15 protein-coding genes and 2 other RNA genes are annotated in these 26,652 nt (G+C 54.4%); 9 read left to right on the top strand and 8 right to left on the bottom strand.

All coding sequences use genetic code 11. The features are described 5' to 3' along the window. Positions 1-7: 7 nt before the first annotated feature. The 4 genes from V7Q41_RS02240 to V7Q41_RS02225 all read right to left on the bottom strand — a co-directional run bounded on the left by V7Q41_RS02240 (position 8) and on the right by V7Q41_RS02225 (position 5,955). Entirely contained in the window at positions 8-3,109 is a 3,102-nt protein-coding gene (locus tag V7Q41_RS02240) for an efflux RND transporter permease subunit (protein WP_333842232.1), read from the bottom strand. A gap of 21 nt (positions 3,110-3,130) precedes the next feature. Beyond that, the gene (locus tag V7Q41_RS02235) at positions 3,131-4,645 is read right to left on the bottom strand and encodes an efflux RND transporter periplasmic adaptor subunit (RefSeq protein WP_333842230.1); all 1,515 of its coding nucleotides are present in this window, start codon (positions 4,643-4,645) and stop codon (positions 3,131-3,133) included. A 96-nt stretch (positions 4,646-4,741) separates the two neighbouring features. Next, positions 4,742-5,194, bottom strand: coding sequence for a ribonuclease HI (gene rnhA / locus V7Q41_RS02230; RefSeq protein ID WP_333842228.1), 453 nt, complete (start codon positions 5,192-5,194; stop codon positions 4,742-4,744). Next, positions 5,191-5,955, bottom strand: coding sequence for a class I SAM-dependent methyltransferase (locus V7Q41_RS02225; protein ID WP_333842225.1), 765 nt, complete (start codon positions 5,953-5,955; stop codon positions 5,191-5,193). Before V7Q41_RS02225 ends, rnhA begins: the two co-directional genes overlap by 4 nt. On the opposite strand from V7Q41_RS02225, the gene gloB reads away from it, so the two are divergent. Beyond that, positions 5,954-6,736, top strand: coding sequence for a hydroxyacylglutathione hydrolase (gloB, locus tag V7Q41_RS02220; protein WP_333842222.1), 783 nt, complete (start codon positions 5,954-5,956; stop codon positions 6,734-6,736). The genes V7Q41_RS02225 and gloB overlap by 2 nt on opposite strands. After that, positions 6,733-8,109, top strand: coding sequence for a transglycosylase SLT domain-containing protein (locus V7Q41_RS02215; protein WP_333842219.1), 1,377 nt, complete (start codon positions 6,733-6,735; stop codon positions 8,107-8,109). Before gloB ends, V7Q41_RS02215 begins: the two co-directional genes overlap by 4 nt. Positions 8,110-8,147: 38 nt before the next feature. Here the strand turns inward: V7Q41_RS02215 and recR are convergent, their stop codons facing one another. Genes recR through dnaX form a run of 3 tightly spaced genes read right to left on the bottom strand, consistent with a single transcriptional unit; the run spans position 8,148 to position 10,914 of the window. Beyond that, a complete protein-coding gene (gene recR / locus V7Q41_RS02210) occupies positions 8,148-8,744 on the bottom strand; it encodes a recombination mediator RecR (protein ID WP_333842216.1) in 597 nt (198 codons plus the stop codon). Next, positions 8,745-9,068 carry a YbaB/EbfC family nucleoid-associated protein gene (locus V7Q41_RS02205; RefSeq protein WP_333842213.1) on the bottom strand — a complete coding sequence of 108 codons (324 nt, stop codon included), beginning with the start codon at positions 9,066-9,068 and terminating at the stop codon, positions 8,745-8,747. Positions 9,069-9,108: 40 nt separating this feature from the next. Next, complete coding sequence (gene dnaX, locus V7Q41_RS02200) at positions 9,109-10,914, bottom strand: DNA polymerase III subunit gamma/tau (RefSeq protein WP_333842210.1); 1,806 nt, start codon at positions 10,912-10,914, stop codon at positions 9,109-9,111. 35 nt (positions 10,915-10,949) lie between these two features. Here dnaX and ffs (V7Q41_RS02195) point away from each other — a divergent pair. The 7 genes from ffs (V7Q41_RS02195) to V7Q41_RS02165 all read left to right on the top strand — a co-directional run bounded on the left by ffs (V7Q41_RS02195) (position 10,950) and on the right by V7Q41_RS02165 (position 17,434). After that, an RNA gene (ffs, locus tag V7Q41_RS02195) (signal recognition particle sRNA small type) lies at positions 10,950-11,046 on the top strand. 608 nt (positions 11,047-11,654) lie between these two features. Beyond that, positions 11,655-12,197: a hypothetical protein gene (locus tag V7Q41_RS02190; RefSeq protein WP_333842207.1), complete on the top strand. Its 543-nt coding sequence runs from the start codon at positions 11,655-11,657 to the stop codon at positions 12,195-12,197. 342 nt (positions 12,198-12,539) lie between these two features. Beyond that, positions 12,540-13,043, top strand: a complete 504-nt coding sequence (locus V7Q41_RS02185; RefSeq protein ID WP_333842204.1) for a hypothetical protein — start codon at positions 12,540-12,542, stop codon at positions 13,041-13,043. 339 nt (positions 13,044-13,382) lie between these two features. Beyond that, the gene (locus V7Q41_RS02180) at positions 13,383-14,108 is read left to right on the top strand and encodes a hypothetical protein (RefSeq protein ID WP_333842202.1); all 726 of its coding nucleotides are present in this window, start codon (positions 13,383-13,385) and stop codon (positions 14,106-14,108) included. A gap of 437 nt (positions 14,109-14,545) precedes the next feature. Further along, an RNA gene (ffs, locus tag V7Q41_RS02175) (signal recognition particle sRNA small type) lies at positions 14,546-14,642 on the top strand. Positions 14,643-14,789: 147 nt separating this feature from the next. Further along, positions 14,790-16,553: an alkaline phosphatase D family protein gene (locus V7Q41_RS02170; protein ID WP_333842199.1), complete on the top strand. Its 1,764-nt coding sequence runs from the start codon at positions 14,790-14,792 to the stop codon at positions 16,551-16,553. A gap of 104 nt (positions 16,554-16,657) precedes the next feature. After that, on the top strand, positions 16,658-17,434 hold the full coding sequence (locus V7Q41_RS02165) for a TIGR04255 family protein (protein ID WP_333842197.1): 777 nt from the start codon (positions 16,658-16,660) through the stop codon (positions 17,432-17,434). Positions 17,435-17,442: 8 nt separating this feature from the next. On the opposite strand, the gene V7Q41_RS02160 is transcribed toward V7Q41_RS02165, so the two are convergent. Continuing rightward, positions 17,443-26,649 (bottom strand): YDG domain-containing protein, encoded by a 9,207-nt coding sequence (locus V7Q41_RS02160; RefSeq protein WP_333842194.1) that lies wholly within the window; start codon positions 26,647-26,649, stop codon positions 17,443-17,445. Positions 26,650-26,652 lie beyond the last annotated feature (3 nt).

The raw sequence follows: 26,652 nt of genomic DNA, 5'->3' as shown, positions 1-26,652 counted from the left end.
GTAGGCGTCAAGCGCCTAAGTCCGCATCCTCATGGCGAATGGTGATTGCCCCTGGCACAGACTTGCGGGCCAGCAAGGTGTACATGGTGGGCACCACAAAGATGGTCAGCAAGGTACCCAAGCTCATCCCGCCCACAATGACCCAGCCAATTTGCTTGCGGCTTTCTGCACCCGCACCACTGGCCAACGCCAGCGGAATCGCACCCAGCACCATCGCGCCCGTGGTCATCAAAATCGGACGCAAACGCAAGGTGGCTGACTTGGTGACCGCCTCAAACAACTCCACGCCTTCTTCGCGCAGCTGGTTGGCAAATTCCACAATCAAAATACCGTGTTTGGTGATCAAGCCCACCAACGTGATCAAACCAATTTGGCTGAACACGTTCAGCGTGCCGCCACTGAGCTGCAAAGCCAGCAAAGCGCCCACCATCGAGAGCGGCACCGACAACATGATGACCAATGGATCAATGAAGCTTTCAAACTGTGCCGCCAGCACCAAAAAGATAAACAACAGCGCCAACGCAAACACAATCACCAAAGAACCGGCCGATTTCACAAACTCACGCGATGTGCCGTTCAGATCGGTGGAATAACCCGGCTTGAGCACCTTTTGTGCTGTGTCGTTCATGAAAGTAATGGCCTCGCCCAGTGAGTACGTAGGGGCCAAGTTGGCGGTGATCGAGGCACTGCGGCGCTGGCTAAAGTGATTCAACTCGCGCGGCACGACCACCTCCTTGATCTTGACCAAAGCCGACAAGGGAATCATGGCGTCGCCCTTGCCTCGCACAAAAACGCGCTCAATATCATCTGGGGTGTCGCGACCTGTGTTTGCGGTTTGCACAATCACATCGTACTGGTCGCCCTCGCGCTTGTAGCGCGTGACTTGCCGACCGCCCATCATGGTTTCTACCGCGCGGGCAATTTGGTCCACTGGCACGCCCATGTCAGCGGCGCGCTCGCGGTCCACTTCCATGCTGATTTCGGGTTTGTTCAAACGCAGGTCGGTGTCCACACTCACGATGCCTGGGTTCTTGGCCATTTCTTCTTGAAAACCACGCACTACTTGGGCCAAGTTTTGGTAACTGTCAGACGTCAAGATGACAAAGTTCAAAGGTCGTTCACGAAACGGTTGCCCCAAGGACGGGGGGGTGATGGGAAACGAAGTCACACCTGGCAATCCAGACACCATAGGCGTCATTTCGCGTGCAATGTCCAAGGTGCTTTTGGAGCGATCCTCCCATGGTCTGGTGCGGAAAAACACGTTGGCTTGGGCCACGGTGGGATTGCCGACGACAGAAAAAATACGGTCGAATTCGGTGTACTTTTCACCCATTTTTTCAATGTCGATGGTGTAGCGCGTGGTGTAGCCCATGGTGGCGCCATCAGGTCCGTTGACCACAGCCAAAATCACACCACGGTCTTCCAAAGGAGCCAGCTCGCTTTTGGTGGATTTGAGCAAAGTCCAAGTGCCAACACCCGCCAAGATCATCACTGCGACCACCCACCACCGACGCGAAATCGAGCGGCCAAAAACCAGGCCAGGTGCCAGCGTCCATCGCAGCAAGCGACCATAGGCATTGGACAGGCGTTGCAGCTGATGCTCCATGGTGCGATCAAACCAGCTGGGAGTGGGGTTGTGCTTGAGCAAAAGGGAGCACATCATGGGTGTGAGCGTCAAGGCCACAAAACCCGACACCACCACCGAGCCGGCCAAAGCCAAGGCAAATTCAGTGAACAACTTGCCCGTGCGACCGGGCGTAAAAGCCAAAGGTGCGTAAACCGCAGCCAAGGTCATGGTCATCGCCACAACCACAAAGCCAACTTCTTTGGCGCCTTTGATGGCCGCATGAAACGGCGACATGCCCTCTTCAATATGGCGGTAAATGTTCTCGAGCACCACAATCGCGTCGTCTACCACCAAGCCAATCGCCAACACCAAAGCCAGCATGGTGAGCGTGTTGACGGTAAAGCCAAAAATGGCCATCAAAGCAAACGTACCAATCAAGCACACAGGAATGGTCACAAGCGGAATGATCGACGCACGCAGCGTGCGCAAGAACACAAAGATCACCAAGGCCACCAAGATGGCTGCTTCGACAATGGTCTGATAAACCGCCTTGATGGATTCTTCGATGAAGATCGAGTTGTCGTTGGCAACTTCAACCTCCACACCTTGTGGCAAGTTTTCTTTGATTTTCGGAATCATGGTGCGCACCGCAGCGCTCAGATCCAGCGGATTGGCGGTGGCGTTGCGAATCACACCCAGGGTGATTGCATCTTTGCCATTGAATCGCGTCGCGGTGCGCTCAGCTTGCGGGCCTTGCTCGACCCGCGCCACATCGCCAATGCGCACTTGTATGCCATTGACCGACTTGACCACGACATTGCGAAATTCTTGCGGTGTTTGCAAATCAGTCGACGTGCTGACGTTGAATTCGCGCAACTTGCTTTCAATCCGCCCCGCAGGCACTTCCACGTTAGAGCGGCGCAGCGCATCTTCCACATCTTGGGTGGTGAACTTATAAGCCGCCAAGCGGTCGGGGTCTAGCCAAATGCGCATCGCGTATTTGCGCTCACCAAAAATACGCACATCAGACGCGCCAGGTGCGGTTTGCAACATGGGCTTGGCAATGCGGTTGGCATAGTCTGTGAGCTGCAGCGCGTTCAAAGTGTCAGAGCTGAATGACAGCCAAATCACGGGAAAGGCATCGGCCTCGACCTTGGCAATCACCGGCTCGTCAATGCCTTGGGGCAAACGCTGGCGCACGCGACTGACTTTGTCGCGCACGTCGGCAGCGGCAGAGTCAGCATCTCGAGACAACACAAAGTTGACGGTGATTTGACTTTGCTCTTGGCGGCTGATGGAGGTGATGACGTCCACGCCCTCAATGCCAGACAAAGAGTCTTCCAGCACCTTGGTGACTTGTGATTCCACCACCGCACTGGAGGCGCCCGTGTACTTGGTCTCCACCGTCACGACTGGGTTGTCAATCTTGGGGTACTCGCGCACGTTCAAGCGGGTGAAGGACACCACACCCACCAACACAATGAGCAAGGACAGCACGGTGGCAAACACCGGACGGCGAATGGATATCTCAGGCAACTGCATAGGAGCTCTTTGCTGTGTGGTTTAGCGGCTGGCTGCGGACGCGGGTGAAAGAACAGGACCAGCGGGAGCGGCTCCAGTTGCCGCAGCAGATACCGCGCCAGATGCCGCAGCAGATGCACCAGATGCAGCGGCATTGGCGGCACCACGTCCGATCTCGACCACACGCAAAGGCGAGCCGTCTTTTTGCAGGCGTTGCTGGCCTGCCACCACGATGGTGTCACCCTCTGCCAAGCCATCCGTGATTTCGACCTGACCGCCACGACGCATGCCCAGCTTCACCTCGACCCGTTGCGACACAAATTTGGTGTCTGGCGGCACAACCGGCGCGCTGGCAGCGTTACTAGACGCGCTGGCTGCAGGTGCAGGCAACTCACTGGGCGAAATGGCCTTGATGACAAACTGTTTGCCGCCCTGCGGCACGATGGCCTCTTCGGGGACCACCAAGGCATTGGGCTTGACGGTAAACACGGCTGTGACGCGCGCAAACATGCCTGGGCGCAAAGGACCGCTTTGTTCACCCCCCGCGCTGGTGCGCGTGCGGTCAAAGGTGTTGGGCGGGCAGCCCAAACTTTGTGGGGAAGGCAAAGCCGCGCCTCGGCCGACAGGTTCGGGTTTTTGAGCGCTGGGGGCTGCCGCTGCAGGCTTGACTGGGGATGCTGGTTTTGGTGCTGGTGCTGGTGCTGGTGCTGGTGCTGGTGCTGAGGCTGAGGCTGCAGCACCGGCGGCTTTGGCACCGGCTGCAACGACAGGCTCGCCTGCGGTGTTGGCCAGCACGGCACGCACACCGATGGAGCGGCCATTGACGTCAATCAGAGGATCTACCGCTTCAATGGTGGCCTTGAACAAGCGCCCTGGGAAGGCATCGAGCTTGACCTCGATGGGTTGACCCGGCTTGACCTTGACTTGGTAGCGCTCGGGCAATCTGTAGTCCACATAGAGGCTGCCAATGTTTTCGAGGTTGATCAGGTCAGTGCCGTCCTTGACATAGTCGCCTAGGTTGACGCTGCGAATACCCACCACGCCATTGAAGGGGGCAATCAAGCGCATGCGCTCTAGGCGTGCACAAGACAAACCCAGCTGTGCATCAGCCACCTGCAAAGCCGCGGCACTTTCGTCCAACGAGCGTTGCGCAATGAAATTTTGCGCCACCAACTCTTGGTTGCGTTTGTGATTGGCGCGAGCAATTGACATTTGGGCCAATGATTGTTGTACCTCGGCGCGTTGCAAGGTGTCGTCCATTTGCACCAATACTTGGCCAGCGCGGACGCGCGCGCCATCGGCAAAACCCAAGGACAACACACGGCCCGCCACTTCAGGGCGCAGCATCACGTTTTGCGAAGATCGCAAAGTACCCACAGCCTCAGCGTCGTCACGCAAGGTTTGCTTTTTGACTTGGCTAATTTCCACACCCGCTGGACGCGGACCCGAGGGCGTTGGCGCTGCAATTGTTTTTGGATTTTGCAACCACCAAGCCAAAGCTGAGGCAGCCACAATGCCGACAACTGCCACAACGGAATACATCTTTTTGGTGGCCATGTGTGAGATTCTTTTGAGTTGCGTTTAATCCAGAACAGCAATGTACCAGCGAGCTACCCTGGGAACACAAAAATTACCAGCGTTCTTGGCGATGTGTCACCTAGCGGACAAGACCAATTCAACACCCCGATTGGCTAAAGCATCGGCCCGCTCATTGTCCACGTGACCCGCATGGCCTTTGACCCAGTGCCACGCGATGTCGTGGTCGCCTTGGTGCGTGAGCGCATCGAGTTGTTGCCACAGGTCGGCGTTCTTCACAGGCTGCTTGGCCGCGGTACGCCAGTTTCGGGCTTTCCAGCCATGGATCCACTCGGTGATGCCTTTGCGCACATATTCGCTGTCCAAATACAAAGCCACTTGGCAAGGGCGTTTGAGGGCACGCAGTGCCTCAATCACAGCCATCAACTCCATGCGGTTGTTGGTGGTGTCAAGCTCGCCGCCAAACAACTCTTTTTCTTGACCCGAAGGCGAACGCAGCAAGGCACCCCAACCGCCTGGGCCTGGATTGCCTTTGCAAGCGCCGTCTGTGTAAATCTCAACCGTGTTCATTCCATACCTTTTGACGCGCTGTGGTTTGCCGTATTGGAAGCCGTGGTTGCCACCGCCGCTGCCCGCGGCACCGGTTTTTTCCATGCAGGAGACATCAGGCGCATGCCTTGCACACGCTTGACTGCCACCATGCCGTAAACCGAACCCAAAATGGGCCACCACCTCACGCCTGCTTGGTCCATCCAGTCCAGCCGCTTGAGCCAAACTTGAGTTTTAACGTCTGGGCGGTAGCAACCAAAACTGGTGGACTCCACCTCAAAGCTCAGCAACTGAAGCCAATCGCGCAAGCGGCCCTGACCAATGAAGTCGCCCACCTGCGAAAAGCTACGTTTGCAACTCTTACTCACACCCCACAAGCTGTTAGGGTTGAAGCCGCATATCACCAAGCGCCCCTCGGGCACCAGCACGCGCTGCACCTCACGCAAAGTGGCATGGGGGTCATAGCTCAGCTCGAGGGTGTGGGGCAACACCAGCAAGTCCAGACTGGCATCGGGAAAAGGCAAGGCCTCGTAGTTGCTCAGCAGCACCTCGCGGCCCGCGGGCCAAGGCTCGGGCTGGACATCACAGGCCAGCCAGCGGTGCGGCATGCGGTTGGCTTGCAAAGCATCCAACGCGGGAAATCCCAACTGCAGCGCATGAAAACCAAACACATCGGCCACCGCAAGGTCCAAATAGCTTTGCTCCCACGCGCACAAATACTGGCCAGCGGGGGACGCCAGCCAGTCAGGCAAACTATCGTTTTTTAAAGGTATGGATGACATGAAGCTGATTGCACTGCCCGCGTTCTCTGACAACTACCTGTGGTTGTGGCAACAAGACCAACTGGCCGTGGTGGTCGACCCCGGTGATGCTGCGCCTGTGTTGCAGGCGCTGGCCGATCAAGGTCTGACATTGGCTGCCATTCTAGTGACCCACCACCATGCCGACCATGTGGGCGGCGTGCGCGAACTGCACCTCGCCACAGGTGCCCACGTGTTTGGCCCCGCACGGGAGGAAGTGCCTGCGCCCTTCACGCCCGTCATGCATGGCGATTCATGGGATCTGCTCGGCCAAAGCGTGCAAGTGCTGGACGTGCCCGGCCACACCGCTGGCCATGTGGCTTACTTTCTACCCCATGCCCAACCCAACCCCGTGCTGTTTTGTGGCGACACCTTGTTTTCCGGAGGGTGTGGGCGCATTTTTGAGGGAACGCCTGCGCAAATGCTGAGCTCGCTGGATGGACTTGCAGCCCTTCCAGCCAACACCCAAGTGTGCTGCGCCCACGAGTACACTCTTTCCAACTTGAGATTTGCCCTGGCCGTAGAACCTTACAACACCGATTTGCAAAGCTACATGGCGCAGTGCCAGCAGCTCAGAGCCGAAGGCAAGCCCACTTTGCCCGCCCAAATGGGTACCGAGTTGCTAATCAACCCGTTTTTACGGGCTCGACTTACCCGTGTGCGACACGCCGTGGCCCAACACGCCGGACTGTCAACACTCGAACAAACAGACGATGTGGCTGTGTTTGCCGCCCTTCGTGAATGGAAGAACGATTTCAGATGAGATTTCTATTGACTGGATTCAGCCTCAGCCTTGCATTGCTGAGCGGGTGCGCCAATTTGACAACTGCCACACCAGAGTCGGTACAAGTCAGCCCCGATCCCGGCCACGGTCAGGGTCCCAGTTCCAGTTCCAGCCCTGTAACGCCAGCAGATCTGAGCCCCATCACCCAAGGCAGCGCCAAACGCGACAACGTCGTGACCCTGAGCCTGCCCAAAGACCTGTGGGAGCGCATCCGCAAGGGCTATCAAATGCCTGACTTGGAGACCCAATTGGTCAACGACCGGACCCAGTGGTACGCCGCCAAGCCCGACTATTTGAGCCGCATGACGGAGCGCTCGAACAAATACCTCTATCACATCGTTGAAGAAATTGAAACCCGCAAGATGCCCACCGAACTGGCCTTGCTGCCCTTCATTGAGAGCGCCTTCAACCCGCAAGCAGTGTCCAGCGCTCGGGCCAGCGGCATGTGGCAGTTCATGCCTGCCACTGGCAAGAGCTTTGATTTGAAACAAAACGCTTTCCGTGACGACCGCCGCGATGTGCAAGCATCCACCCGTGCCGCGTTGGACTATCTTGAGCGGCTGCACAAAATGTTTGGTGATTGGCATTTGGCCTTGGCCGCCTACAACTGGGGTGAAGGCAACGTGGGCAAAGCCATTGCGCGCAACAAACGCGCGGGCTTACCCACTGGCTACACGGACCTGACCATGCCCATGGAGACGCGCATGTATGTGCCCAAACTCCAGGCCATGAAAAACATCGTGGGCAACCCGCCCCAGTTCAGTGTGGTGCTGCCCAACATTCCCAACCACCCTTACTTTCAAAGCGTTCCCCTGCCTCGCGACATGGATGTGAGCGTGGTGGCCAAGCTAGCGGATATTTCTGAACAAGACTTCAAAGCCCTCAACCCCTCTGCCCACCGTCCGGTGTTGCTGGCCGCAGGCTCGCCGCAAATTTTGCTGCCTTGGGACAACGCCGAAGTATTCCAGCGCAACTACGAAGCCTCCACCTTGAGTCGAATGGCGAGCTGGACTGCATGGATTGCACCCACCACCATGAAAGTGACCGATGCCGCCAAGCGCGTGAACATGAGTGAAGCGGACTTTCGCGCCCTCAACAACATCCCGCCGCGCATGGTCATCAAAGCGGGTTCTGCCCTGCTGGTCCCCCGAAGTGCAGGCATGCTCGGTGACGTGACGGCCCAAGTGGCTGACAACGGCAAACTCGACCTGTCGCCCGAAGCCGTGGCCAAGCGCAAAGCAGCTGCCAAAGGTGGAAAGAAAACCAAGGGCACCAAGACAGCCTCAGCCTCAGCCTCAGCCTCAGCCAAAGCCAGCAAGCCCACTGGCAAAACGCAAGTCGCCAAAAAGTAAAACTGCACAAAACCCAAGGCTGTGCGCCTTGGGTCTTTTTACGCGTCGCGTCGGTCCACCAAAGCGTGTGCAATCGTGCCCAAATCCACATACTCCAGCTCGCTGCCCACAGGCACGCCACGGGCTAGGCGGGTGACTTGCACGCCGCGCTTCTTGAGCGCCTCACCCAGCACATGTGCAGTGGCTTCGCCCTCGGCAGTGAAGTTGGTGGCCAAGATGACCTCTTTCACCACGCCATCGCTGGCACGCTCGATGAGCTTTTGCAGCCCAATGTCTTTGGGGCCAAAACCATCCAAGGGGCTGATGCGCCCCATCAACACAAAGTACTGTCCCTTGTAGGCGGCTGTGCGCTCGATGGCCGATTGATCGGCAGGCGTCTCGACCACACACAAACGGGTGATGTCGCGCCCCTCGTCCAAGCAGGTGTCGCACACCCCCTGCGTGGTGAAGGTGTGGCAGCGCTCGCAATGTTTCACCTGCGCAGCTGCTTGGTGCAGGGCCTGAGAAATCATCTCAGCCCCTTCGCGGTCATGCTGCAGCAAGTGGTACGCCATGCGCGAGGCTGATTTCACCCCCACGCCTGGCAAACGGCGCAGGGCCTGAATCAGACCTTCCAGCACAGACGTGTCGCTCATTTAGAACGGCAGCTTCAGGCCCGGTGGCAAGCCAGCGGTGAGCTTGCTCATCTTGGATTCACTGGTCTCAGCGGCTTTGCGAACTGCGTCGTTGAAGGCGGCAGCCACCAAGTCTTCCAGCATGTCTTTGTCATCGGCCAACAGGCTTGGGTCAATGGTGATGCGTTTGACATCGTGCTTGCAGCTCATCAACACTTTTACCAAGCCAGAACCAGACTCACCCGTGACTTCAACAAAGGCCAATTCATCTTGAGCTTTTTTCAGGTTTTCTTGCATGGCTTGGGCTTGCTTCATGAGGCCCGAGAGTTGTCCTTTGTTGAACATGGTGTTTCCCTTTAACAAACAAATAAAAAAACAGTCTTACTTACAGCGGCTTGATGCTACCTGGCACGATTTTGGCGCCATAGTCACGAATCAAACTTTGAACATATGCATCGTTGAGGATGATGGCTTCGGCCCCCGCTTGGCGTTGCGCAACAGCGGCAGCATTGCGTTTGGCAGGGCTGTCTTGCACGCGCCCAACTTCCACCAACAGCCGCACAGGGTAGCCTGCTGCATCAAGCGCTTTTTCCAAACGCTCACGGCTGGTGGAGCTGTTGAGCGACTCACGCTCGACGCGAAGCATCCATGTGTCCGTGTCACGCGCCACCAGTTGCGACTGCAGCCCCAATTCACGCACCAAAGCGTTGATGGCCTCAGCAGCGGCCATGTCCATCACCAATTTGTGCCAAAACTCGCCCTCGGGCGTGGTCAAGCGCAGCGACTGATCGGCGCTGGGATTTTGCAACTCCAGCGCGGCACTGGGCTCGGCTTGCTGGCGCACCGGCACGGCCACCACAGCGGCGTCTGAATCGTGGTCAAAATTTGGGCTGTCGCCACCCTCGGGGTTGTCGCTGGGGTTGTCTTCCCAAGGCGCCACATCGCGCGGCCGCATCTCGCGCACGGGCAAGGCTTGCACGGACTCAACGGGCATCGCCAGCGGCATGGACACAGCCACTGGGACCTGAGGTGGCGGATTAATTAGACTTTTTTTTTCAGCCAAAGCCAAAGACGCAACCAAACCTGAGGGCTTCTTAAATGCCAACAAACGCAGCAGCACCATGGTGAGCGCTGCGTATTCGTCGGGTGCGAGCCCCAGCTCTTGGCGGCCATGCAGGCTGATGCTGTAGAGCAATTGGGTCTCATCTGGCGGCATCAAAGCAGCCAAGCGAGCCGTCTCGGCGGCTTCGGGGTCAGCCGCATCGCCCTCGCCCATGTCGGGCACAGCTTGCAACACCGCCATGCGTTGCAACACCATCGACATGTCTTCTAGCGTGGCGGCTGCGCTCAGGCCATGCACGCGCAAGGCTTCAGAGGTTTGCACCACCGAATGACCGTCGCCATGCGCCAAGGCCTCGATCAAACGCCATACATGCGAACGATCAGCACTGCCCAACATTTGGCGCACGGCAGCTTCTTGCAATTGCCCTCCCCCGTAGGCAATCGCTTGGTCCGTCAAACTCAGCGCGTCACGCATAGAGCCGCGCGCGGCACGGGCTAACAAGCGCAAGGCTTGTGGCTCAGAGTCAATGTTTTCTTGGCCCAGTACATGGCCCAAATGCTCCAGCACGGTCTCAGGCGCCATGGGACGCAGGTTGAACTGCAAGCAACGTGACAACACGGTCACAGGCACTTTTTGTGGATCGGTGGTGGCCAGCACAAATTTGAGATATTCGGGCGGCTCTTCCAAGGTCTTCAACATCGCGTTGAATGCGGTGTTGGTGAGCATGTGCACCTCATCGATCATGAAGACCTTGAAGCGGCCTTGCACGGGCTTGTAGACAGCTTGCTCGAGCAAGCTTTGCACTTCGTCCACGCCGCGGTTGGAAGCAGCATCGAGCTCGGTGTAGTCCACAAAGCGGCCTGCATCAATGTCGGTACAGGCTTGGCATACACCGCAAGGGTTGGCGGTGATGCCGCCTGTGCCGTCCACGCCTTGGCAATTGAGCGATTTAGCCAACACGCGCGAGACCGTGGTTTTACCCACGCCGCGTGTGCCAGTGAACAAATACGCGTGGTGCAAACGTTGGGTCGTCAGCGCATTGGTCAGCGCCTGCACCACGTGCTCTTGACCCACCATCTCAGTGAAGGTTTTGGGGCGATATTTGCGGGCAAGGACGAGGTAAGACATAAGCGCGCCATTCTATGTGACCTACAATAGTCAGCGACGGGCCTCCCCACATGGTGAAGCGGCCAACCGGGTCAGGCGGGGAACCGAGCAGCCCTAACTGTGGAGCCAGTGCTGGGGGTCGGGCCCGTCACCTATTTAGAACAATCTGAGTGTTTGTGCGGCCTCCCAGAGCACGGGGCATTTAGACACTCATTTTGTAGCACCTTGATGTGACACGTAACCCTTACGTGGACATCATCAATGGCTCAACTTACTGGCTTATTCCAACGCGGTGGCTCCTTCTACATCCGCATCTTGCTGCCCAAGGATCACCCTCTCAAAACCCTTCATACCAACGGTAGGTTGGTGCATACGTTGGGGCCTTGCAGCTACAAAGCAGCAGTCATCAAAGGCACGGTCAAAAGAGCTGAAATTCTTGGTAATTACACAAGCCAGCATGTAGCACCTCAGCAAGTTTTAGCCACAACTACTCTCCCTAAAAAGAAACCGATCTATCTTCGGGAGGTCTATGGCCGCTGGCTGAACGGGATACCTCGATCAGCTGACACAAGAGCTTGCTGTGAACGAGCTCTCAAGCTGTTTGAGGAGCAGACTGGAAACACCCCAATACAAGCTCTCACACGGTCTCAGGGCGAGTCATTCCAGTTCAGCGCTGAGACAAGAGCCTCTGAGATGGAAGTCTTGGAGCGAATGGCTACCCGATACACAGATCGAAAGAACGTATACGAAGTGAAGCTCTCATGACCTTCAGACTCTCCCCTGAAGCAGTCAGAGCCAAGTACGGTCCAACACCCAACCCACTGTGGACACCTGAAGTAGATGCTGCCTTCGTTGCCACACTTCCACAGAGAACCCGCCGTGACTTCATAGAGCAAGACAGTGAGAAACAGATGCTGCTCCGTGAGTTTGCCAAAGAGACCCTTAAAGCTCGGCGCATGAGTGTTGGTTATGTCTCGACACTTGGAGCCATCCTTGGGAAGTTTGCTGATGCTGATGCTGATGGCGGTGAATGCCTGATTTCTCAACGAAGTGAACAGCTTGGCACTGACAAAACAATACGAACCATTCAAGCTCAGTTGCTCAATGCAGGCATCTTGGTCACTAAGACTAGATCACAGGGCAAGGGCTTTGTTGGCTCAGTGTTCGTCTACTCCCCCAAGCCTCACTTCCGATACCGCAAGGCAACAACAGCATCCCTTGAGAAGTCATACCGGAAGCACGAAGGTGAGTGGATCGGGCATCAAGTGCCTATGAACCTGCAACCTGAAGATGTTCCGTTCTGATCCCTTAAAGGCTCACTATAAGGAGGTGCAACAGGTTATTTCTAATTTCCAACCTCAAGAGTGCCTTAAGCCCATCTAACGGTTCCACCCTTGGAGCAGATACCAACAAGATCAATCCTCAAAGATGATCCTGTTCATCCCCTTCTCCAGAACCATCCCTTAAAGCCACAGCCTTTGGTCTCACATTCCATAAGCCCCCAAAGAGAACCTTTACACCCACTACTAGCTTTGTCGCTCCCCTAACTTAAGTGAAACCCTTCAGGAATTTCTACGTCAGTAGTTAATCCTGAAGGCTCCCTTTCAGCTTCCCCAAACCCAGCTATCAATCAGAAAGTCATAAACATGACCATGAATTTACACATTCTCAATCACGCAGGTGAAAGCCAAGCAGTGTTGAACACCCGACAGAAACTTACCTTGCGTGAGGTCGCTGATCTGGCATACCTGATACAGAACCCACGGTTCACCCTTAATGAAAACGAGAGTGAGTTCTTAGGCGTCGGAGTCTTGAGCACCTTCAAGGACCTGAACAAGATCTCCCGCTTCGCAGAGTCTGGATTGATCAAGGTGGAACACACCCCACGTCAACTCCGAGGTGAGGAGCTGCTGACATTTCTGAACAAGATGTCAGCCACCGCAGCCCCACCAACACGACCAGAGAACCTGACCCCTTGGTCTTCCAGCACCTGCCCCATCAAGGTCAGCTCAGTCGCAATTGAGCAGATCACACAGGCTATGAGGTTGAAGAAGCAGGGTGTGAGCTACCGGAAGGTAGCAAGCATGACCGGCATCCCTTTTGGTTCCCTCCAGAAGGTACTCGCCAAAGCTGTTGACGTTGTTATCTAACCTGCTCAGTTTTGAGCACGTCCTACATCCCTAAAAAGGGCCATTAACCCACGCTAGATACACCCTCAGGCAACTACCTCCCCAACTCGGTGTATCTACCGTGAGAAGACCCTTTCCCTCCCCCCTATCAATGAATGAATACGACCATGATTTTGTTTTTATACCCTAGTGAATGTGCGGTGTGAGTAGCTAGTCGTTTGAACAAGCTCGAGATTTTCTCGAATACTGATAACATTAGTTAAACTTAATTGATAAAAATCAGCTCAAATTCACGAGGGTCTTAGAGCCTTAAGAATGAGCAATCTGTCAATGAGAAACCAATTCAATAGGAATACAAAAGTGAAATTTAAATCAATATATTTATTCTTATTAGTCATTTTTTTTGGTGTTTCTGCGAGAGCTCTGGCTCAAGAACCCAAGGGGGCTATTGAAATTTTTAAACCGACCTCTAAAGCTATTGACCTACCTGATGTCGGTATACCTGTTCAAATTGAGGTGGGTGAGAGTATTGTTGCAAAGGTATTCGTTACGAAAAAACCTGCTGTGAACTTCAAAACCAAAATCAATGGGCAAGTGAAATTATTATTTTTTAGCTATGAAGTTGATTTTTCTTCCGCTACTGTCCCTTTATATGGAAAAGTAATTAATGGTTCTATTTACGCAACTCAAAAAGATCAAATCAAGGGTGCATCAAGTAGTTTTTCTGGTTTCTTCATTCCGAATAACCCGAGCGAATCAACGCATATATGTGCAATTAATGGCACAGTTGCCGTAACGTGCGAACCGATGGATGTAAAACTAGACAGAGATTATTCAATTACAGAAATAGATGAAATTTCAATAGATAGTTTTAAAAGAGAGTTAGTTTATGCGGGCGGTAGTTCTAAAGCTATAACGTTGTTATATCGTGAGTTTAAAAACGATTTTGCCCGTCCCGCATTCAGCCAAGAATTGAAGTATGACATTAATGATGATCCAATTATTGGATTCAAAGGCGCAAGGTTTGAGGTGTTGAAGGCTGGAAATTCAGGCCTTTCCTATAAAGTAATTAAACCTCTTCAATAGCAAAGATACTTGGCACCGACGATTCAGGCGATATAAATGCTCAGTACCGGTGAACTGTCTGAGCATTGACGAATCGAATCGAAGTGGGCGGTTCTCCACATCATGTAGTAAAAAACTGAATAAGAGCGTTTGCACTGGGTTGTGAATTGTGGATATGCTGATGGGAATACGAGATCATTCAGCCTTGAACCTGCTTAAAAATGAAAGGTGCTAGGCGTGAAAGCGCTAGAAGATAAAACGAAAAACCATTGCAAATCAACGACTAACAATGGCTTTTCGTTTTGACGGAGTGGGTGGGACACGAAATCTGGGAAACAAAGACCAAAAGTCAAGATGTCTGCAACTTGATGGCTCGGATAACACTACTTCCTTATTGAGTAACACCTAGAATGAACGTACATCTTGTGTCACCTCGATGTAGCACCTAATAGGAAAACGACGGGCCTCCCCACATGGTGAAGCGGCCAACCGGGTCAGGCGGGGAACCGAGCAGCCCTAACTGTGGAGCCAGTGCTGGGGGTCGGGCCCGTCACCTATTTTTTTGAATACGATGTCATTAGCTTTGTGTTCTTCATGACTTGAGCCGCTCTTGCGCCTGATTTTATTGGGACCAAAAAAAGGTTTTGAGTTCACTTGCTTGTCACAAAAAAATGAACCAATGGTTCTTTTTAAAGGCAAGCCATGACTCAAACATCACGTCGTCATTTCCTCACCAAATCGGCCACATTGGCAGCAGTCAGCAGCTCCGCTGCACTGGTTGCCTGTGGAGATTCAAATGGACCTCTCACGCCGGCTCAATTCCTCTACGGTGTCGCCAGTGGCGACCCCTTGGCAGATCGCGTCATGTTGTGGACGCATGCCAAACGGCCTAACTTAGAAAGCGACGTCAATTTAACTTGGCAGGTGGCGACAGACAATGGGTTCACCAACATCGTCAAATCAGGCACTGTGATGGCTTCAATTGCCGCAGGCAACACAGCCAAGGTAGATGCCACAGGGCTGACCGCTGGCACAACCTACTATTACAAATTCACCGACGAAACAGGCGCTGCCTCACTTGTTGGCACGACAAGAACCTTGCCTGCGTTGACCGTCACCTCGGTCAAATTTGCGGTTTTCTCTTGCACCTTGTACTCGGCAGGATTCTTCAACGTGTACGAAAGTGCCTTGAGCTCAGGCGCTGAATTCGCGGTGCATTTGGGCGACTACATCTATGAATATGGCTCTGACCCTGCCAAGTTTGGCAACACAGATGCCACCACCACCCCTGCTGGCACGGCCGTCTCGCTGGGTCGTGTGGTGTCTCCGACAAACGATATCGTGAGCTTGACCGATTACAGAACGCGTTACGCCCTGTATCGCTCCGATCCAAATCTGCAAGCCCTGCACGCCAAGATGCCTTGGATCACGGTCTGGGATGACCATGAATTTACCAACAACGCCTATGCAACAGGCGCTCAAAATCACAACACGGCGACGCAGGGCGACTGGGCCACACGCAAGGCCACAGCGGCAAAGGTCTATCACGAGTGGATGCCCATCCGCACGCCTGACGTCAATGATTTGTTCAAGATTTATCGCAAATTTGACTTTGGTACTTTGTTTTCTTTGCACATGGTGGACACACGCATTGAAGGCCGCACCAAGCAAGTTTATGGCTGGTACGGCGACCCCTTGGAGCCCACCATTCAACCCTATGCATGGGCTGACTACACCGCAGGTTTGACACCCGTGGGTGGCGTCTATCCTGATGCCGCCAATAAGATGATGAGCGACACCCAATTCACCTGGTTGACTGGCAACATCGCTGCGGCCACCACCACCTGGCAAATCATGGGCAACCAAGACATCATGGCCAAGCTCTGGTACCCCGCCACTGTGGTGGCTGCCTTTGCAGTGAGCCCTGCGGCCTTTCAAACGGCCATGATGAGCTACTTGACCCTCAAAGCCACCAATCCAACAGCCGCTGCTGCGGTTCCTAAAGTGCCAATCAACATGGATTCGTGGGATGGCTACCCCATTTACCGTGAAACCTTGTTGCAAACTATCCGAGCCACAGGCAAAAAGTTTGTCACGCTTTCGGGCGACTCACACAACGCATGGTTCAACGACTTGCGCACGCTCAACGGTGCCACCAAAGTGGGTGTGGAGTTTGCAACAACTTCTGTGACTGCTCCTGGTTACGAGAGCGCGGGCTTGGCAGATTTAGCCCCCTACATAGATGGCAGTGCACTAGCAGGCGGCGCGAATGCATCACGGGCAGGTCTGATTGATGACGTCAACTACGTGGAAACCAAACGACGCGGCTATTTGTTGATGACGGTCACAGCGACCAACGTCAAAGGCGAATACGTGTTTGTCGACAACGTACGCTCCAAGACCTACACCGCGTCGGTGGGTAAGACTGTCACCGTCAACACCAGCATGGTTCCAACTTTCAGTTAATTGACCCACAAACCGTTGTCCCATCCATGGACAACGGTTTTTTTTTGATGTGCAACTTGCAAGCAAATGCAAGCTTTGAACGCTTGAATTCGTAAGATATTGCGATGACCAAGTTAAGAAACTCTAGCAATTACCTCACGATCGCCGAGATCAGGTTTGATCAAGTCACCCACATCGCACAACACATCCAAACGATTCAGGCGGCGTTCAGAGTGGCGCACCACCCTGACTCAACCATGATCAAGAGTCAAACCATCAACGTGGAACAGATCGACCATGGACAAGTACTCGTTCCGCAAACGCATAACGCGTACATGTTTTCAAATAAAAACAAAACCAGTCATTTCATCCTGAATGCGCAATGCCTCACCTTCAAGACAAGTAACTTCAGGGACATCGAATCATTCTTAACTCTGTTTTTAGAAGGATTTTCCATTGTCCATCAGGTACTCAAGCTGACGTCAACGCAGCGAATTGGCTTGCGTGTGCTGGAGCGACTCGTGCCTGCCAAAGGCAAGCAGCTGGCCGACTATCTTGGTCCATCTGAGTTGAATTTGCATCAAAAATTGGGAGGCCATTCAGTCTTCTCTCAGACTGAAATTTTTCATCAATTCAAAGACATCCAGCTGCTCAATCGCGTGAAAGTTTGTATCCATGGCGGGCTTGAGCTGCCAAGGGATATAGACCCAGCAGATATGGCATTCAAAGTGAACTTGATCACCTACTCAGGGCCAAGTGCATACATTGACAGTGATGGCTACGTCGAGAAAAAACAAAAGATTTCTTTTGCCAATGCAGAGAAAACACTTGCACAAATCCACGCACTCATCATGGTGGCTTATGCAGCCTCCGTCCATCCCAAGCTAGGAATTGAACGATGACGCAGCCACTACGCGCGACGGGTAAATCGGGTGTTTGAGGCCTGATTGATGAAAGACGAAGACTGTGTGGGTGCTCTCACAGGGGCCCGATCAGGCGCTTGAGCAGGCGCGCTGTTTAAAACGGTGGTCATGGCGGGTGTGACCAAGGTTTTCACCATGATCACAATGGAGGATGCGGCACCTATCACTTGGTATGTTGTCGGATTGGCCAAAAGCTCTCGAATTGAAGCGTACAGAGGTGCCATCCCATCGTCTTGACTTTCACCCTGCGTTGACATCAAACTTTCACCCGACTCCCCTTTGTATATACCCGACATGCCATCGACACTGTTTGTTTCCGGTAAAAAACTGGAACTGTACGAAGGCAGGAAGGATGGTTGAGTTAACTTATTCAATGATGCTGGCTGTGCAATGGTCGCTGTGTTTTTGTTGGCAACGAAGGCCGCCATTGTTTTGCGCGCATCAGGCACAGACAATGCCAGTTTGGATTCAAGCGCTCGTGGTTCATTTTTAATGGCAGGCGCTATTTCAAGCGCTTGCGAAGGAATGACTGGCGAATTGATCTGCTTGTTGGCCTGCACAGGAAGAGCCAATTCAGATGGTGTTTGCGTCAATGAACTTGTTTTGGCGAATGAAGCCGTCATTTCTCGCGGATAGACAGTACCGCTTGAAAAACCAGTTTTCACAGAATAGTCACCCACCACTTTTGAATGGTCGTAATTGGCAGCGTCCACACCAGATAAGGCAGCGATTTTTTGACTACCCACAAAGGTGCCGACCATGTTGCCCGTCTTATTCCCAACTGCTGCGCCAGGAATGACAACCACAACATCAGTGGCTGACAAAGAGTCGCCTGCAATCACATTGTTCAACGTTGCAACACCTGGGCTGAACAATGCCCCAGCATTGGTACTGGCAGAAGCAATTGATCCACTCAACACCAAAGGCGTGACCACATAGTTAGCGACGGGTGTGGTGAATGGCGTCCATGCGTAATTGCTTGCATCTTGGCCACTTAAATTTGTCACTGTTTGCTTGTAGGCCCCTGCCTTCACATGGTTGCTTGAACTGCGTGAGTCGTTCTCTAGCCCAACGACCGCTGTGACCACGTCAGCGCCAATGACGCCAGCGATGACAGCACCCCCAGGTGTGATTTGCGAACCATAAATCGACCCAGCTGCCGCTATACCAGAGGCGGTCAGCACAGCGGGTGTCACACGCGCGGGCGCAGTTTGTCCTGCCGCAAGGACGTAATTACTGGCCAGTCCTCCATGGGTGCCGTCTGATAAAACCACGGAACTCACCGTCAACGAGTTGGCATCAGACACATTTTTGCTGTTCAGCGCGCCTGCACCCGTCACCACCACAGTTTCTTGGCCAATCAGTCCTGAGGTGATCGTCAATGATGGTGTTGCACTGGGGCTTGCGTCATAAACTTTGGTGAACGCCTGGGCACTCGCAGTCAAAGGCGCAGGACCAATCGTCGCCGCCATGCCTGCAAGACCTGTCGCCGTGTAATTGTCTGCATCAGGGCCTGATAAGGTCATGTTTGAAAAGGCAACGGGAATGTGGCGTCCCGCATTCTTCGTTGCAAACTGTGCGAGGGGTAAACCACTCACTGCGACACGGTCTGCGCCTAGGGGTTGGACGAATGCAGCCCCTGTCACTGTGGCGTTGGTAGTTCCGTCGTAGCGCTTGTCGCTCACCGCCAATCCCGTGACAGATAAGGGTGCTCGTGTGATCGTTCCAGTCAAGCCTGTGGGTTGCAACAAGTTGTAGTTGGTGGCGCTCGGTCCAAAAATGCTGTCATTGGCAGTCACTGTTTTACCAACAGCCGCATGTTTGTCACTGAAACTACCTGACTCTGTCAGCAACAAAACGTCATCTGCTTGAACACCCACCAACACACCGCCAGAACGTGTGGCTGTGGTTGTGGTGTCATAGACCTTGCTGAGCACAGTTGTGCCAGCGACGGACACGTCTCTTTTCGTGATGTCGGCAGTCAGGCCAATGTCTGTTGGCATGATGTAGTTGCCGCCGTCTGCTGAACCTGGGTGGATGGTGAGTCCAGCCAACCTCACCGACTTACCAACGCCAACGTTTTTGTTGTTAAAAATTCCCACAGCAGAACCGTTCAACGTCACCACGTCGTTGGCTAAAGCTGTCACCAAAGGCAAGCCAGTGACAACCGCACTTGTCGTGGCGTCGTAAGTCTTATGCGTGGCCACCAAGCCAGAAACAGCCAAGGTGGCAGGTGTGATGTCTGCAGTGAGATTGACAGGTTGGGTGACGAGGTAATTGGCGGCGTCCATGCCAGCCAAGGTGTTGCTTGCCACAATTGGTTTGGCAACGCCTGCATGCTTGTCAACAAAGCTGCCCGATTGATTCAAGGTCACAGTCTCCCCTGCCAACACACCATTCAACACACCGCCGCTGAGTGCGGCCGATGTTGTGGCGTCATACACCTTGTTTGCGGCCACTTGACCGCTGACAGAGAGCTGGGCAGGGATGATGTCTGCTGTGAGATTGACAGGTTGCGTGACGAGGTAATTGGCGGCGTCACTGCCAGCCACGGTGTTGCTTGCCAAGACCGACTTGGCAGTGCCTACATTTTTATCCGTGAAGCTGCCCGTTTGGCTCAGCGTCACAGAATCCCCAACGAGCACGCCATTCAACACACCATGGCTCAGTGTGGCAGCTGTGGTGGCGTCGTAGGCTTTGTTCGCCGCAGCTTGCCCACTCACCGTGAGCTGGGCAGGTGTGATGTCTGCAGTGAGATTGACAGGTTGCGTGACGAGGTAATTGGCGGCGTCACTGCCAGCCAAGGTGTTGCTTGCCAAGATCGACTTGACAGCGCCTGCATGCTTGTCAACGAAGCTGCCCGTTTGACTCAGCGTCACAGAATCCCCAACGAGCACACCATTCAACACACCATTGCTCAGTGCCGCAGCTGTGGTGGCATCGTAGACTTTGTTCGCCGCAGCTTGCCCACTCACCGTGAGCTGGGCAGGTGTGATGTCTGCAGTGAGATTGACAGGTTGGGTGACGAGGTAATTGGCGGCGTCCATGCCAGCCAAGGTGTTGCTTGCCACAATTGGTTTGGCAACGCCTGCATGCTTGTCAACAAAGCTGCCCGATTGATTCAAGGTCACAGTCTCCCCTGCCAACACACCATTCAACACACCGCCGCTGAGTGCGGCCGATGTTGTGGCGTCATACACCTTGTTTGCGGCCACTTGACCGCTGACAGAAAGCTGGGCAGGGGTGATGTCGGCGGTGTAACCCGTCAACCCCGTCACCACATAATTGCCCGCGTCTGAACCCGTGACCAAGGCTGTCACGGATTGATTGGTACCCACATTTTTGGAATTAAAAACACCTGTATTGGCCCAAACACGATCGCCTTGGATCAAACCTGAAAATGTTGCACCAGTGAAGGATGCAGCAGTTGTGGCATCGTAGACTTTATTCACGGCCGACAAACCTGAGACAGACAAAGGGGCTGGCGTGATATTGCCATACACGCCATGCAGGCCCGTCACGAGGTAATTGCTTGCATCTGCACCCGTCAAGGTAAAACCTGTGACGTCAATGTACTTGTTGTTGCCGACATGTTTGTCTGCAAACGCACCCTCAGGGCTGCCATTGATGGTCACTTGCCCACCGCCCAGTGGCCTTGCCACGGCGATGCCTGAGAGACTTGCTGTGGTTGTTCCGTCGTAAACCTTGGACGAAGCGGCCAAGCCTTCGACGGTCAGTATGGCGGGCGTGATGTTCGCAATCAGATGGGTGGGCTGATTGATTTGGTAGTTGCTAGCCCCCAAGCCAGTCAATGAATTCGTCGCAGTGACGGGGATATTGCTTGCGACATTGGCACTGGCAAAACTTCCCGCCTGAACCAAACTGACAGCGTCATGACCCACCACACCTGTCAAAGTGCCGCCCGTGAGAGTGGCTGCTGTCGTCGCGTCATAAACTTTATGTGAAGCAAGCTGTCCAGTAATGTCCAAAGTCTTGGCTGTGATCGCTGCAGTCAATCCGGTGGGTTGCGTCAAGGTGTAGTTAGACGCTGCAGAACCACTCAATACATCGGCGAGGGTGACGCCCTTGTTTGCGCCTACATTGGCATTTGCAAAATTACCCGCTTGGCTCAGCCCCACATTCAAAGTATCTGGGGCAAGTACACCCTGCAAAGTGCCATTGGTGACAGTGGCAGTGAGTGTTCCGTCATACACCTTGGACGCCACTGACGTGTTGGCCACCGTGAGCGCTATGGGGGTCACCGTGTTGTTCGAGCTGACATAGCTGAACTGGTAGTTGCTGGGGTTACCACTCGTGATGCTGGCCCCACTGGGTGTGACGGTGTAGCCGCCTGCTTGTGCGATGCCTGTTTGGTTGGCTGTCTGCGTCACGCCCGCCATCGCGTCATTTCCCACCAAAGGGGTGTTTGAGTAATTGATTTGCCCTGCCAATGCAGCGTAGGTCGTCACAGCGTCGTAGGCGGTTGTCAACGCGGTGTTGGTGATGGCGATGGGTTTGGGCGAGATGACCAAGTTGGCATTGGTCACCGCGGGTGTGCTGTAGTTGGTCTGTGCTGAGCCTGAGAGGGATACCGCCAAGTTGGACGTGTAGGTGCCCGCATCAGTACCCGTTGCGACGCCCGTGACGCTGATCAGGTTGGCGTCTGCGGCCACCATGGCGCTGCTGGTGTAGGTGCCTGTGTAGGCGCTGCCTTTGTAGGGGTTGCCGGACAAGCTGGCCACGGCCGACACCGACAAAGCAATAGGGTTGAGGGTTGCTGTGTTGGTGGTGGTGGTGTTAGGAGTGGCGTTGAAAAATGAGGCCACGTCGTAATTGCTGAAGTTGGCGTTGCCGGTATTGGAGGTGATGGCCGTCACGTACTTGTTGGCGGTGGCCACATTCGCATTGCTGACGGTGACCGCTGTGGGCACCATGGTTTCGTTGTTTTTCAAACCGGTCACGCTGTAAGACGTGGGCGTGATGGCGGTGGTGCCGCTGTAAGTGCCCGTGACAGACAAACCCAAAGGCGCTTTGGTCACGGTCCAATTGGTTGGGCTGCCACTCATGATGGTGTAGTTGCCCAAGTTGATGCCGCTGTTGTAGGTCAGGCTGTAGGTGCCGGCGTTGGTGGTGCTGGAGATGCTTTGGTTGCCAATGACGCTGCCATTCTGTGACAAGGTCCACACGGGTGTACCCGTGGCGGTGGGGCTGGTGATGGCGCTACCGAATGAGTTGGTGATGGCATAACTCAGCGTAGGCGTGTCGCCATACCTGTTGGAACCCGTCACCAAAGAAATGCTGGCCAGGGTATTGTTCTGTCTTAAAAACGGAAGCTGGTTGTTGAAGTATTCCAGTGACTGCCACACGGATGTAGTGTCCCAACCGCTGAAGTTTGAAAGCGTTTGCATCTGTGTGGTGGACAGGCTGGCAATGCCTGCGGTGGCCGATGTCTTTCCAGCGACGCTGCCATTCGCGGTGTGCAAGCCTGCGTTGTTGGTACTGTTCCAGTAGTTGTTTTGCAAAGAACTGCCTGTACTCAGCGAGCCAATCAAGCCACCCATATTGGTGCTGCCACTCACCGTGCCCAAGGCGTAGGTGTTTTGAATACCGCCCCTGGCTGCTGCAGCAAAGTTACCCACCAATCCCCCCAGATTGCTGCTGGTTGCGCCCGTGACGTTACCCGTGGCAAAACTGTTGCTGATTTGGGTATAGCCGTTAACATTTGGCAATTGAACCTGACCCACCAAGCCGCCCGCCAAGCTGCTCGTTGCCGTCTGTTGGACATTTCCCGTGGCATAGCTTTGGTCGATGTTCGCCGCTCCAGCCCCCGACCCAATGACCCCAACCAAACCTCCGGCCGTTTTGGGCGCAGTGACTGCGCCAGTGGCATAGCTTTGGCTGATGCTGACATTGCTGTTGGTTGAACTTGGCGTGTTGAGTCCCACCAAACCACCGACGTTGGTGCCTGTGGCCGAGGTGGACTGCACACTGCCGGTGGCATAGCTTTGCACAATGCGTGAGTCGCCATTGCCCAAATTGTTGCCCACCAAGCCACCCACAGAATCACCTACAGAAGACACATTGCCTGAGGCATAACTGTTCGAGATGTAAGCAGAGTTTGAAGAGTTGGCAGATGTGTTGCTGCCTATCAAGCCGCCCACACTGCCCCCTGCCGCAGTGATATTGCCGCTGGCGTAACTGTTGGTGATGTTCGAACTTGCACTGGACGCGGTATCGACGGTGTTGGTGCCCACCAAGCCACCGACAGAGCCCTGGGTGCCAGACACGCTGCCAGTTGCATAGCTTGCGTTTATGTTGGTACTTGCCGAGTTGAGAGCTTGATTCTGGCCAATCAACCCGCCCACATTGGTCGACCCACTGACTGCGCCGGTGGCATAGCTGTTTGAAACAGAATGATTAACGCCACTGGCCGTTGCAGAGTTGTAGCCAATCAACCCCCCTGCCCACTCTAGTCCTGCAGACACTGCACCAGTGGCATAACTGTCAGTCACGGTTGAGCTGCTGCCGGCACTACCACTGCGGTTCAACCCTAACAAGCCACCAGTGCCTTTGGACAGCGAAGCGGGGTTGTTCCAGACGGTACCTGTGGCGTAACTGCTGGACACATTGGCCACACCATTGGCTGCATTGACTTGGTTGAAGCCAATCAATCCCCCCACCCAAGATGACGCGAGGGTTACATTGCCGCTGGCATGACTACCTGTGACACTGGCATTGGCGCCAATACCATCAACCCGGTTGGAGCCAATCAAACCTCCAAACCAGTAATTGTTGCCGCCATTGGTCATTGCACCAGTGAGGTTGCCCGTGGCATAACTGTCTGTCACCGCTACCGTGCTGCTGGCTGCACTGGCAAAGTTAAAACCAATCAAGCCACCGCCAGCGTTCGCGCCCGTTGCCGACACATCGCCCGTGGCAAAACTGTTGGTTACTGTCGATGAAGCACCGGTGCCCGTGGTGGTGTTTTGCCCAATCAAGCCACCCACATTACTGCCTGTGCCTGTGACACTGGCTTTTGAAAAGCTGTTCAAGATGTTGCTGGGACTGGCGCTGTTGCTTGAACCATTGTTACCAATGAGTCCGCCAATAAAGTTCGTTCCAGAAACAGCACCTGTAGAAAAGCTGTTGGTGATCAAGCCCGTGTTGGTAGCCACCAAGCCACCCATGGTTTCATTCAAGAGCGAACCAGAGCTGTTGGTGACCGAATAAATATAGGCATTGGCAAAACTGTTTTTGATCACCCCCGAATGGGTGTTGACCAATCCACCCGTGCCCTTGGCCGCGTTGCTGGTAGAAATGTTGACACCCACATCGCGAATCAAACCCGATGAGTTGTTGAACAAGCCAATCGCACCTGTGCCCGTCAAGTTGCCCACCGTGTGGCCCAAACCTGCAAACTTGCCGGTGAAAGTGCCCGTGATGGGCGACGCGGTGAACGACCGGTCAAAGTTGTAGTTTTGGCCCAGCGCGTACTTACCATTAGAGAGGGCGATACCTCCTGTGGGGTTGCTGCCCGCAACGTAAGTACTGGGATTCGTGATCACGGTGTAACTGTCTACCGCGTTCCCACCCAACTGGGTGGTGAACAAGCCCGCCCCCGTACCTGCAAAGTTGATGGATCCCGTGAACTGCGTGTTGTTGGCACTGAAGCTGCCAAAGTTGTAGTCGCCAGTGGCCACACTGGTGCCATACACTAAGGCCACAGAGCCACCCGTTGGCACATGGATGGCATTGAGGATGTTGATGTTGTTGGCCGCCGACAGCGTGAGTTTGTTGGCCGAAGACCAACTCACGGCATCGTTGATGTTGATATTGCCACTCGTGCCTGTGCCACCACTGCTGCTCAAAATAGTGACGCTGCTGGTGTTGAGGTTGGCACCCAAGGTGGCGCCCGATATATCACTGCCTGTGCCGCCCACTGAAAAATCAGTCGGGTCGATGAGCCAACTGCCGCCCGTTCCCTTTGGCGCATTTGTGGCAATGCGGGTGGTTTCTGCCATCTGCACATGCGAGCCCGATGTCTCGATGAATCCGCCGTTGCCGCCTAGGTCGCCCCCTTTGGCGCTCAGCGTGCCATCGATGTCAGCCACGCTGTTGGCATTGCTCAAGTCAGCAATGACCAAGATTTGTCCACCGCTGCCTGTGCCACCTGGCAAAGCATCTGCGCTGATGGTGCCTGTGTTGGAGATGCGATCGCTCGCCACCAAACGAATCACACCACCATCATTGACCAATCCATCGGCCTGAATTGAACCCGTGTTTTTGACCACCCCCCCTTGGATGGCGTTGGCCGCTTGAGCCGACAAAATCACCAAGCCACCCGGCGCTAAAACGGCATTGCCGTTTTCTACATAGGCAGCGATGGTTGAGGGAGACACCAAAACATGGGTGAGTGCATGGTTTGCCTCAAACTGCAACTGAAACGTTTCACCAGCCGCCAACACAATGGTGCCACCTTTGGCAACCACCACCCCATGGTTTTGAACTTCAGGTGCCAATAGCGCGATGTAGCCGCCGAGCTTGGAGGTCAACAAACCTTGGTTGAGAATTTTTCCAGTGGAACCCGTTCGGCTGAAGTTGTAGTTCCCCGACATGAAGTCAGCATCGCTGATGCGATGGGTAGTCGCGACCAAAGCGCCAACATCCACGCTCGAGCCAGGTGCGAAATAAACCCCATTTGGATTTTGCAAAAACACAGCGCCATTGGCATTGATCTTGCCAAAGATCTGACTCGGGTTGCTGTCAAGCACACGATTCAAGGTCACGCTTTGAGACGTGGGTTGCTCAAAGTTGACGGACGCTTGAGCGCCCAGATTGAAGGTCTGCCAGTTGACAACGGCACTCGCCGTGTCTTGCTTGACTGTCATCGCAGCGCCCGACTGTGACACGCTGGCTGTGCCAGAGGACACACGTGCGCCAGTGGGCAGTTGGGTGGCTAGCGGCGCTGTGAGGTTCGGTGCTGCGGGTGCGGCATAGGTTGCGAAACAAAAACCCATACAAATCAGCGCAGCCACAAGCGGCTTGATGAAGAAATGCGTCACCGTCTTTTGAATGAAGTCGCCCGCAGAAGGTGCGCCACCAACGGCTTGGGCACCTTGGCCTTTGGCGGTTTCAGGCACAGCCACAAACGTGGCTGTTGCTGCATTCCAAATGACTTTAAAGCAATTGTTCATACC

The sequence above is a fragment of the Limnohabitans sp. genome, from assembly GCF_036804465.1.
GTDB lineage: Bacteria > Pseudomonadota > Gammaproteobacteria > Burkholderiales > Burkholderiaceae_C > Limnohabitans.
The sequence above is the reverse complement of the archived record's forward strand: the minus strand, read 5'-3'. Positions and strand labels throughout refer to the sequence as shown.